Genomic DNA, 11056 nt, shown 5'->3' with positions numbered 1-11056 from the left:
GCGGAAACCGATCTTAGCAATCGGCCCCTCGGCGACGGCTGCGCCGCGACTGTCAGCGGACGGTCACGGAGCGGCAGCCGAGCGGAGTCAACGCCGACATGGTCGTCACACAGACCTGATATGTCCCCGGTGGCCGCGGGATGGTGACGTCGTACCCGTGGTTAGGTCCGGCGCCGGCGTAGAAGCCGTTGAACCAGCTCAGCGGGATGCTGGCCTTGGCCGCGGTACCCGTGCCGTTGATGTCGATCCAGACGTACGACGGCACGCTGCGCTGGGTCAGGTCGACCGCCCACCCGTGCACGCGGAGACCTCCGGCGACCGCCTCCACCCCGTCGAGGGCGCCGGCATCCGATTGCGTCACTGTGGCGCTCTTGCAGCCCAGATTGACCGTGCCACCGACACCGTAGACGCACAACTGATGGGTGCCCTTCGAAGCGGGGATGAAGATGTCGAATCCGCTGCCTGCACCGATGCCGGGCAGGTAATTAGGCAGCCAGCTGAGAGCCTTGTTGGTCTTGTAGAAGCCGCCGTATCCGTCGAGGTTGATCCAGACGTAGGACTGATCGGGCGACGTGTAGTCGGCGGACCATCCGGTCACCTGGTATCCACCCGGCACTGCCGTCACCGAATCGAAAGCTCCTGTACCGCGGGGCACCGTGACGGTGGCGGAGCCGAGCAGAGTTCCGCTCGCCGGACCGAACATGCCGTACACGTCAATGCGATGAGTTCCTGGCGACGCCTTCACCGTGGTGTCGAACCCGTGGTTCACGCCGGACCCCGGGTGATAGTTGTTCACCCACGAAGTCGGCAGGTTGGCGTTCGCCGGGCCGCCCTGGCCGTCCACGTTGATCCAGATGTATGAGGGAGCCGTCGTGCTGAAGTCCACCGACCAGCCGGTCACGCGCACGCCGCCCCAGGTCCAGGTAGCGGTGTCCAAGTGACCGTCGCCGTAAGGCACGACGACGTCCTTGCAGCCGATCAGCGGGCTCGTGCTGGCCAGCATGCTGTACACGCAGACCTGATGCGGACCAGATGAGGCGGGAATCGTCTCGGAGTATCCGTGATTGTTGCCCCAGCCGGGGAACATGTTGTTGAACCAGCTGAGCGGCTTGTTCGCGTTGTAGGGGCCGCCCTGACCATCGATGTTGACCCAGACGTAGCCGCCGGACTGCTTGACCGCAGGATCGTACGACCAGCCGCTGATCTGGATGCCCTTGTAGACGCCGACAGCGGTGTCCAGCGCGCCGGAATACGGTGCGATCGTCGGGCCGAACCAGTCGGTATACATGCGGAAGAAGTTGCGGTTTCCGTACGACGAACATCCGTCGCCCGTTCCGTACATATTGGCGAGCGCAGCCGCATTCGGAGTGTACGGAGTGTAGTAGTACAGGGCCGCGGTCGCAGCGTTCTGGATCTGCACGGGCTTCGTGCCGCACGCTGCGTTCGGGTTGTACTGGATGTTCGCGGTGCCGCCGACCGGGATCCAGGTGAAGAATTGGCTGGTTCCGGCCGGGTTCCCGTAGCGCTTGAACTGCCACGCGGCCTTGTACACCTGGTTGTAGAAGCCGAAGTACTCGGAGTCGCAGGGGGCGGTGTCCGGGCATGCATACCCCATCGCGATCTGGTACCTGCCCGCCGACGGGGCGGTCGAGGAGACGAGACCCTGCTCCTTCTCGAGCGTGACCAGGATGACCTTGGCGCTGATGCTGCAGGCCTGTTGAACCTTGAAGATGATTTGAGCCGCGGACTCGTTCGAGGCACCGCCGTACGCCTTGCACATGGGGTCTGCGCCCCGGCTATAGGTGCTCTGCGTGTAGCTCTTGAGGCAGGTGTACCCCGACTGGCAGCTCGGCTCCCGGGCGTTCAGGAAATTCTGGATGTCTGCAACCGTCATCGCCGCCGGGTTGTAGAAGTTGCCGTCGCTGATGATGTTGCCGGCCTGGAAGTCACTTCCGCTGACCGCCTGCGCCGGGGATGGCGATGACAGTTGGGTCACTGGCACCAGAACGGCGACGGCGAGCACCAGCGCACCAAGGATGGAGAGGACACGCTTCATTGTGGGGGTTCCTCGATCGGCGGAGAGTCGCCCGAGACGCTTGCAGCGGCTGACGTCAGGGACCCGGACGTGCAGGTCGGATGCACATCTGTTTTTCAGGTTACGACAGGTTCGTGCAGAAGGAGAGGAGCTGGAGCGTGTGGCTGCAATATCCGGGATCCCCCCTTATGGGGGATCCCAGACTCGCGGTCGCCCGACCCTAGTTGATAGACGGGCTCGATCCTGGCGCGATCTGCCGGCCGAAGTTCGACAGGCTCTGGTTGCTGTCGACAACGTAGAGGAGGTTTGTGTTCGTGACGAACGAGGTGAACCACCTACCGTCGGAACTCATCTGAATTGAGGGACTCGAACCTGCCGCCATGCAGATCCCGTAGTTAGCGATCTTCAGGGAGCTGGTCTGCGCGCTGATCGTGCAGTCGGCGTTCTGATACGCGATGACGAACTCGGAGTTGGGCATTGCCGCGATCGACGGGCTCGTCCCCCCAGCGATCCAATGACCGAACTTCGAGAGCCCCGACCGGTTGATGACGTACAGCGCGTTGTCGGCCCCCACGAACGTCAGCGCGAAGGTGCCGTTGGACATACCTGCGATGTCGGGACTGGAATCCTTCGCCATGCCGATGCCGTACGCGCTGATCTCGAGCGAGCTAGAGACCATGCTGAGCGTTCCGGTGTTGGTCTGGTACGCGACCAGCCATCGGTTATCGGCAAGCGCCGCAATCGAAGGACTGGTGCCGGCCGCCATCGGTCTCCCGAGATTCTGCACATTCGAGTCGCTGTCGAGCGTGTACAGAACCGAGGCGCTACCAACGAAAGCAACGACCCACTTGCCGTTGGGGAGAACCGTGATCGAAGGGCTGGTCCCCGGCGCTACGGCCATTCCGGGATGAGCGAGCTGACCGGCCGAGTTGAGCATCCACAGCGTGCTATCGCTGCCGATGTACGCCATCTGCCACGTATCTTTCGTCAGATAGGCGATCGACGGGCTGGTCTTCGGGGCCATCGGACGAGCCCAGTTGCTGAGTTGCACACTGCTGTTGACCGTCTGCAGAGTTCCGGCGGACGTCTGGTATCCGATGGTGAAGTTGTTACGCAGGGCGGGGAATGCGGGCGCTGGCGCAGAGGCCGCAGGAATTCTCAAGGCAGCGCCCTGCGAGTTCAGGAAGTCGACGTGCTGATGGTTGCAACCGGTCGCCGCGAATCGCGAGAAGTTGGTGTAACCAGCTGACTCGCAGTTCGTCTCCGCCCGCGAGCCCTCCGGAACAACACCCGATAGGAAGGTCAGCAGTTTCTCCGAGGTGGATTTCGACGGTGACCCCAAGCCTCCGATCCAGCCGAAGTCGATTCCCTGCGGGGGAGACATTTTCTCCACGCAATGGACCGGGCTGACGGAGATGGTCTTTCCGTCGCAGGTCGCGCCCGAATCGCCTGCGCAGTTGCGGTTGAGGTCGGTCAGCTGAACACTGCCGTACTTCTTGGCCACGATCGCCACCAGTTGCAGCGAGCGAAGATCGACGTCGCACCCGCCACCGAGGGGCGTCTTGCCCGACGCGATATCCCTGATGGTCGGGATGATGCCCGGATACAGGCCCGACAGGCCAGGCACGCCCGCCGTGCCCTGAGTGAAGCTCATCAGGAGCTGAGCGACCCCTACCCGATCACCGGGGATTCCTGCGCAGGCAGCGTCAGTGCAGGTCGTCGTCGCGGCGCTCGCAGGCTCGCCGTTGGCACTCGGGGCCAGTACGGCAAAGCTTGTCAGGACGGCACTCACACCTAAAATACTGAGTGTTCGATTAAATAACTTCATATCTTCGTTTTACATGCTTATGGCTAGTTCTCCAAAAGCCGGATACCGAGCTCGGCACAGGCAGAGTCCAGCGACGCGGCGTCGCGCTGGTAGGCCTGGAATTCGGCATCGCTCGCCGCGCCGTCCGACACCTTTTCGAAAGATCTCTTCGATGCGCGCACGACCTGCGCGAATGATCGCCAGGCCCCGTCGCCGGCGGCCGCCCGGTCGCTCAAGTCGACGGCCAGCGAGTACGCTCCGGGCAATTTCTCGAACTCCATGCCGGAGTCGAGCAGCGCTTTGCAAGCATCAGCTGCGTATTGGCGCACAGCCGGAGCCGGCTCAGCGGCGGACTCCCCAGTGACGGGAGCCCCAGTGGGTCCTCCTTCGGACTTGGCCGACGACGTCGGCTTCGTCGATTGCGGAGTACTCGGTCGCGCCGACGCCGACGGGACGTGAGGCCGCGGAGAAGCAGTCGTCGTGACCGACGGTTTGCTAGACGCGACGGACCCACCTTCGGCGCAGCCGACGAGACTCGCGGCAATGGATGCGGATGCAGCGAACACCAGCGCCGAACGACGCAGAAGGGAAGCGCGCTTACTAACACATGTGGTTTCCATACCGGTATCGTATGAAACATTTCTGGTAATTGCCGCTCCGACGATGCGGTCGGTACTATGGATGCACGTACGTAGAGAGAACGGTTGACATGGCCTCCCCGCAAACCCGTCCGCTCTTGGACAACGAACTCGCCGCAGCGAGGCAGGAGATCCGGGCGCTCCGATCCGCACTCGCCGAGAGCGCCCCTCTGATCGACGATCTGCGCCGACAGGTAACGGCGGCCGAGCAACAGGCCGAGCGGTATCAACGACAGATCACCGCACTGCGCTCATCCCTCTCCTGGCGCATCACGAAGCCCTTGCGTATGCTGTCGCGGCGCCGGGGCTGACGGCATGGCTGAGCCTCGCGCCTCCGAGCGCGTCCTTCGCCTTGTCCGCGGAAATGTCACGATCGAGCGCGGGCCTTCGCGGCCCCCTCGTGGCGACCGAGTCGCGGTCGTGGCCAGCTGGGGGCAGAACGGTCAGGTCAGCCTGTCACTCGCGGAGCTCGTCCGATCCCTCGACGCGGTCGGATATCCGGTCATCGTCGTGAGGGCGAGCGATGACCACTCGCCGCTGAGATGGCCGGAAGCGCCGCCATCGTCGACGATCGTCGTACGGAAGCCGAACATCGGCTACGACTTCGGCTCCTGGGCCGTCGCCCTCGACATGTTCCCGTCCATCACGAAGCGCCGTCACGTGATCCTGGCGAATGACTCCATGGTGGGCCCGTTCGCACCCCTCGACGAGATGAGCGCATCCTTTGAGGCATCCACGAGCGACGTCTGGGGTGCGACGAGCACTCTCCAATATGCACCGCACCTTCAGAGCTACTTCCTGGGGTTCCGCGATGGAGCCCTCGCCGATCCGGCCGTGCGCCAATTCTGGCGTTCGATCCATCACTTGGAGGACAAGTCGCGAATCATCAGCGACTACGAACTCGGGCTGAGCGGCCTCCTCCGTGCCGAAGGCCTCACATCGAGCGCGTGGTTCGCTTCCGAGCGCGTCGTCGCTCCGACGGACAACCCGGTCATCAACGGTTGGCAGAAGCTCGTCGAGTTGGGCTTCCCGTTCGTGAAGCGCGAGATCATCCAGAACCCGACTGTCGCACATGACGCACGCCGGGCCCCCGAGATCATCCGCGAGCGGTTCGGCGTCGACATCGCCGACTGGCTGTGAGCGACGAGGAAGGAGCGGCACCCGTGTCGCGAGCACGACAGATCCGACGGAACCTCAGCGCCGTCTTTCAGATCGCAGCAAGCGGCATCGCTCCGCACGAGGTGGTGACCCCGCCGAAGCCGCACCCGGCCGACCACGAAGCGTGGGTCGATCGACGTAGCGGAAAGCTGCGCCCGACCCTCCCCGACGCGTGGTCCCGACTCTACGAGTACCCGTCGGCGCCGGCCCGCATCGGCGTGCTGATGCACGTCTTCTACACGGATCTGGTTCCCGAGCTGTGCGAACAGCTGCGGAACATCCCTGTGCCGTTCGACCTCATCGTCACCAACGCGAGCGGCGAGGAGCTGGACCTTCCCCTGGAGGACGTCCCGCTGGCCGGGCACGTCGCCGTGCTGCCCGTCGCGAATCACGGCCGCGACATCCTGCCGATGATCGAGGTCGTCAACGCGGGACTCCTCGACCCGTACGAGCTCGTCCTCAAGGTGCATACGAAGAAGAGCACCTGGCGGGAGGAGCACGCCGAGTTGTCCGGCACGGGCGACGACTGGCGCTCCTCTCTCTACGGCACCGTGCTCGGCTCGGCCGACAACGTGCAGACCGTGCTCGGCGCCTTCGCGGAAGACCCGAGCATCGGGATCGTCACCGCGGACGAGGACATCGTCGGCACGGAGTTCTGGGGCGGCGACCTGGAGCGGACGCGAGCCCTCATGCGCCGTCTGCAACTCTCGGTCAGCGAGCACGACCTCCGCTTCGCCTCGGGCTCGGTGTACTGGATCCGCGGCTTCCTGCTCCAGGGGCTGCGCGCGTTCGCCATGGATGCGGAGGACTTCGAGCCCGAGGCCGGTCAGGTCGACGGCACGACCGCGCACGCGGTCGAGCGAGCGCTCGGGCTGGTGACGCTCGAGGCGGGCTACCGGATCGCCGGCCGCGGAACCGTCGATGCCCCCGCCGACGACGGCTGGCGGCACTTCGAGCTGGACGCCGACCGCACTCCGCGCGCCCGCGTCATCCCCTTCTACCTGCCGCAGTTCCACACGTTCCCCGAGAACGACCAATGGTGGGGACCGGGCTTCACCGAGTGGTCGAACGTCACGGCGGCTCGGCCCGTCTTCGAAGGGCACAACCAGCCGCTGCTCCCGTCGGAGCTGGGCTTCTACGACCTCTCGGTGGAGGGTGTGCGCGACCGGCAGTACGACCTCGCCCGGTCCGCCGGCATCGAGGGCTTCATGTACTACTACTACTGGTTCTCCGGGAAGAAGCTCATGGACCTCCCGCTGGAGCGGCTGCACGCCGCCGACGGAGACCAGCCCTTCTGCCTGATGTGGGCCAACGAGAACTGGTCGCGGCGGTGGGACGGCAGCGACGCCAGCATCCTCATCGCCCAGGACTACGACAGCGTGCCTCCCGAACAGTTCATCGACGACGTGATGCACCTGCTCCTCGACCCCCGGTACATCCGGGTCGACGGCAAGCCGCTCATCGCCGTCTACAAGATCGCGCAGCTTCCGGATATCAACGCCACCCTGGCGCACTGGCGGGAGCGTGCGATCAGCGAAGGGCTCCCCGGTCTCTTCATCGTGACGGTCGACGTGGGCCGCGAGCTCGACGGCGTCGACGAGCTGAGCGAGTACGACATCGATGCCTTCCTCGAATTCGCACCGCACAACCGACGCTGGAGCCTGCTCAATCCCGCCGATCTCGACGGGATCGACAGCCGCTTCGAGGGTCATGTGATGAGCTATCCCGAGATGGCGCGCAACTCCGAACTCGTCCTCGCCCACCCGGTCGAACCCACGCGGTACCCCGGCGTGATGGTCAATTTCGACAACACCGCCCGGCGCCAGTGGCGCCCTGATCTTTGGTATGGTTCCAATCCGTACACGTTCCGGCGCTGGTTGAACTCGACTATCTCCGCCATCGCCGACCGTGAACCCGAACATCGCATCGTCTTCGTGAACGCATGGAACGAGTGGGCGGAGTCTGCTGTGCTCGAACCGTCGCAGCGCTTCGGCCGGACGTTCCTGCTCGCCGTGAAGGATGCGCTCCTCAGGTAAGGAAACCCGTGAAACTCGCTATGACGGTGATGGTCCGCGATGAGGCGGACATCATCCGGCCGATGATCGAGCACCATCTCGATCAGGGGGTCGACGTCCTGATCGTGACGGACAACGGCTCCGTCGACGGCACCGCCGAGATCCTCGGCGAGTTCGCCGCGAGCGGCCTGATCGACCTGCGGCACGATCCCGTGCAACGCAAGCAGCAGAGCTCCGTCGTGACGGGAATGGCGCGCGACGCGGCAACCCGCTATGGAGCGGACTGGGTCATCAACGCCGACGCCGACGAGTTCTGGATCACCCGCGACCCTGCGCTCACGCTCAAGCAGGCGTTCGAGCACATCGACCCGGCGCTCCGCGCGTTCACCGTTCCGGTCGTCGACATGGCGGGCCCGGCAGCGCTTGACGGCACCGGTCTGCAGCGGCTGATCTACCGCGACGAGCGGACGGTCGAGCAGCTGAACGCCGTCGGCCTGCACGCCCACTCCACGCCAGACGCAGTGCACGTCGGCGAGCCCGGCATCGAGGTCGCGCAGGGCAACCACTTCGTGAACCTCGAGAGCGGGGGCGAGCCCGATCCCGCCTATGCGGTGGAGGTGCTCCATTTCCCGTGGCGGTCATGGCGGCAATTCGCGCACAAGGTCGAGAATGCCGGGCTCGCGTACGAGAGCAACCCGGAACTCACGCCGAGCCCGAATCATCATGGGATGCGCGACTACCGCCGTCTCCGCGCCGGCACCCTGCTTGCGTCGTACCTGGTGCGCAATCCGACCGCCGACGAGCTCGAGCGCGGACTCGCCGACGGCTCCTTCCGGCTGGAGCGGCGCATCGCCGACCGCTGGCCCTCACCCGTGGCCGACGAGCCGGTGGACGAGCAGGCGTACGCGCAGGAGTACGCCTACGGCCGGGAGCTCGGGGCCTCGGAGCTACGCATCCGTGAACTGGAGCGCCAAGGCGTGCGCGAGCGTGACATGATCTTCGACCTGAGCGATCAGGTCAACGACCTGAACGCCCGCATCGGCGAGCTGTCGACTGCGCTGCAGGAGGCCCGCACGCGCGCCGATGAGCGCCTCTCCAGCAAAATCGCCCGCGTCGTCCGGGGCGTTTCCACGCGCCGCGACCGCGCCTGATTCGAGACCGAGCGTACTCAGCGACCGCTCGGCTCCCTCGGCGAACGGCCGACTATACTTGCGAGGTCCCCCGCCCCCGACGAAAAGAAGTGCATGTCAGCCCAGGCGCGATTCGATGCTCTCTCCCGCCAGAAACTGGCGCCGGTCGGAGCCGCCTCGCCCACCGGACGACGATCGATTGCCGCGCTGAAGGAGATCTTCTCGCACCGCGAGATGCTCGCGCTCCTCGTCCGGCGCGACCTGAAGTCCCGCTACAAGGACAGCGCCCTCGGCTTCGTCTGGACGCTGATCCGGCCGCTGACGCAGCTGTTCATCTACTACATCGTCATCGGCAAGTTCCTTCAGGCCGAGCGCGGCATCCCCGAGTTCGCGGTCTACGTCTTCACCGGTCTGACGGCCTACGGGCTGCTCAGCGAGATCATCGGCGGCGGAACGGCGTCGATCGTGGGCAACGCCGGACTGATCAAGAAGGTGTACCTCCCGCGCGAGGTGTTCCCGCTGGCGAGCGTCGGCTCCGCGCTGTTCAACTTCGCCATTCAGCTCGGAATCCTGCTGATCTTCTCGGCCATCGTCGGCTCCTTCCCGTGGTCGCCCGACTTCTTCTATTTCTTCCCGGCGCTGCTGGTACTGCTGGTCTACGGCACGGCCTTCGGTTTGCTGCTCTCGGCGCTCAACGTGTACCTGCGCGACATCCAGTACCTTGTCGAGGTGCTGCTCCTCCTCCTGCTGTGGGCCTCGCCGATCGTGTATTCGTGGGGCATGGTGAAGGGCATCCTCGGCAACGGATTGGCTCTCCAGATCTACACGAACAATCCGATCACGCTCGCCGTCCTGGGGTTCCAGAAGGCTTTCTGGATGGGCGGCCAGGGTGTCGCTGAATACCCTGCTGGCCTGGGGCTGAGGCTCGGCATCGCCTTTGTCATCGGCCTCGTGCTGCTCGTGGTCTTCCAGCGGGTATTCCAGCGCCTCCAGGGCAACTTCGCGCAGGCTCTCTAGGAAACGGTATGACGGACAACTTGACCAAGCAGCACGAGTCGACGGCAGCGGAGTCCTCTCCCGAGATCGTAGTGATCGACGACGTCTCCAAGCGCTTCGTTCTGCGCAAGGACAACTCGCTCAAGGAGCGTCTCGTCGCCTTCGGCCGCGGCCGGAAGCACCGCGAGGAGTTCTGGGCCCTCCGCAATGTCTCGGCGACCATCTCCGCCGGCCACACCGTCGCTCTGATCGGTCACAACGGCTCCGGTAAGTCGACGCTGCTCAAAGTGATCGGCGGCATCGTCGACCCGACGAGCGGAACGGTGAGCCGCCGTGGACGCCTCGCCGCTCTCCTGGAGCTCGGCGCCGGTTTCCACCCCGACTTGACGGGTCGCGAGAACGTCTTCCTCAACGCGTCCATCATGGGGCTCAGCCGCGCGGAGACCGAGTCCAAATTCGACGACATCGTGGCGTTCTCCGGTATCGCCGACTTCATCGACACCCAGGTCAAGTTCTACTCGTCGGGGATGTATGTGCGGCTCGCGTTCGCCGTCGCGATCCACACCGACCCCGACCTTCTTCTCGTCGACGAGGTGCTGGCGGTCGGTGACGAGGCCTTCCAGCGGAAATGCCTCGACAAGATCCGCTCCTTCCAAGAGGAGGGCCGGACGATCGTGCTGGTGACGCATAACCTCAGCCAGGTCGTGGAACTCTGCGACCGCGCCATCCTGCTCAACAAGGGCGAGATGGTCTTCGACGGGGAGCCGCGCGACGCCGTGTCCAAGTTCCGAGACCTCCTCGAGGAGCGTCGCGTCTCGGAAGTCGATGCGCAGGGTCGCCCGGCGGCGCCGGACCGTGAGGCGCGCATCAACGTCGTGTCGGCGAAGCCCGAGGGTCGTACGGTCGGCACGCCCCTGGAGCGTGATGACAACCTCGTGATCACGGTGCAGATCGACCACTATCAGGCGGTCGAGGGCTGGACGTGCGGCATCCAGATTGACAATGCGATGGGCCAGGTCGCCTTCGGCACCTCGACACCGCGTGCGGGTATGAAGCTTCCCGCGACAACCGGACCGCAGACGGTCCAGTTGAAGCTCGAGCGGCCGCAATTCGGGTCCGGCAAGTACTTCGTCAATGTGTCTCTGATGGACCCGACGGGCCGCCACTTCGCTGACCTTCCGCAGGCGACCAGCTTCGACGTGGCACAGGATCCGACGACCGTCGGGATGCTCTACGCCAAGCCGACCTTCTCGATCGTCGGCGACTGAGGCTTCGCA

Annotated in this window: 9 protein-coding genes; 6 read left to right on the top strand and 3 right to left on the bottom strand. The window is 64.8% G+C overall.

From position 1 onward, the window contains the following. Positions 1–52: 52 nt before the first annotated feature. The 3 genes from AXZ95_RS05685 to AXZ95_RS05675 form a co-directional block, all read right to left on the bottom strand. Positions 53–2056 (bottom strand): hypothetical protein, encoded by a 2004-nt coding sequence (locus AXZ95_RS05685; protein ID WP_018190051.1) that lies wholly within the window; start codon positions 2054–2056, stop codon positions 53–55. A 199-nt stretch (positions 2057–2255) separates the two neighbouring features. Then, positions 2256–3827 (bottom strand): hypothetical protein, encoded by a 1572-nt coding sequence (locus tag AXZ95_RS05680; protein WP_133638799.1) that lies wholly within the window; start codon positions 3825–3827, stop codon positions 2256–2258. A gap of 59 nt (positions 3828–3886) precedes the next feature. Beyond that, on the bottom strand, positions 3887–4123 hold the full coding sequence (locus AXZ95_RS05675; protein WP_018190049.1) for a hypothetical protein: 237 nt from the start codon (positions 4121–4123) through the stop codon (positions 3887–3889). 428 nt (positions 4124–4551) lie between these two features. Here AXZ95_RS05675 and AXZ95_RS05670 point away from each other — a divergent pair, with 428 nt between their 5' ends. The 6 genes from AXZ95_RS05670 (at position 4552) to AXZ95_RS05645 (ending at position 11047) form a co-directional block, all read left to right on the top strand. Next, entirely contained in the window at positions 4552–4791 is a 240-nt protein-coding gene (locus AXZ95_RS05670) for a hypothetical protein (RefSeq protein ID WP_018190048.1), read from the top strand. Positions 4792–4900: 109 nt separating this feature from the next. Next, positions 4901–5620: a rhamnan synthesis F family protein gene (locus AXZ95_RS05665; RefSeq protein WP_018190047.1), complete on the top strand. Its 720-nt coding sequence runs from the start codon at positions 4901–4903 to the stop codon at positions 5618–5620. A gap of 23 nt (positions 5621–5643) precedes the next feature. Further along, on the top strand, positions 5644–7674 hold the full coding sequence (locus AXZ95_RS05660) for a glycoside hydrolase family 99-like domain-containing protein (RefSeq protein ID WP_018190046.1): 2031 nt from the start codon (positions 5644–5646) through the stop codon (positions 7672–7674). A gap of 8 nt (positions 7675–7682) precedes the next feature. Then, complete coding sequence (locus AXZ95_RS05655; protein WP_231374358.1) at positions 7683–8804, top strand: glycosyltransferase family 2 protein; 1122 nt, start codon at positions 7683–7685, stop codon at positions 8802–8804. A gap of 93 nt (positions 8805–8897) precedes the next feature. Then, complete coding sequence (locus AXZ95_RS05650; protein ID WP_018190044.1) at positions 8898–9800, top strand: ABC transporter permease; 903 nt, start codon at positions 8898–8900, stop codon at positions 9798–9800. Between the two features lie 8 nt (positions 9801–9808). Next, entirely contained in the window at positions 9809–11047 is a 1239-nt protein-coding gene (locus tag AXZ95_RS05645; RefSeq protein WP_018190043.1) for an ABC transporter ATP-binding protein, read from the top strand. The last annotated feature ends 9 nt before the right edge of the window (positions 11048–11056 follow it).

The organism is Leifsonia sp. 115AMFTsu3.1, from assembly GCF_004362795.1.
In the GTDB taxonomy this organism is placed as follows: domain Bacteria; phylum Actinomycetota; class Actinomycetes; order Actinomycetales; family Microbacteriaceae; genus Leifsonia.
Note: the sequence above shows the minus strand (reverse complement) of the source record. Positions and strands in the feature narration are given on the sequence as shown.

Bases quoted from the DNA above. Each gene is read 5' to 3' on its own strand.
- AXZ95_RS05685 (WP_018190051.1), bottom strand. From the start codon at position 2,056: ATGAAGCGTGTCCTCTCCATCCTTGGTGCGCTGGTGCTCGCCGTCGCC.
- AXZ95_RS05675 (WP_018190049.1), bottom strand. From the start codon at position 4,123: ATGGAGTTCGAGAAATTGCCCGGAGCGTACTCGCTGGCCGTCGACTTG.
- AXZ95_RS05645 (WP_018190043.1), top strand. From the start codon at position 9,809: ATGACGGACAACTTGACCAAGCAGCACGAGTCGACGGCAGCGGAGTCC.
- AXZ95_RS05670 (WP_018190048.1), top strand. From the start codon at position 4,552: ATGGCCTCCCCGCAAACCCGTCCGCTCTTGGACAACGAACTCGCCGCA.
- AXZ95_RS05650 (WP_018190044.1), top strand. From the start codon at position 8,898: ATGTCAGCCCAGGCGCGATTCGATGCTCTCTCCCGCCAGAAACTGGCG.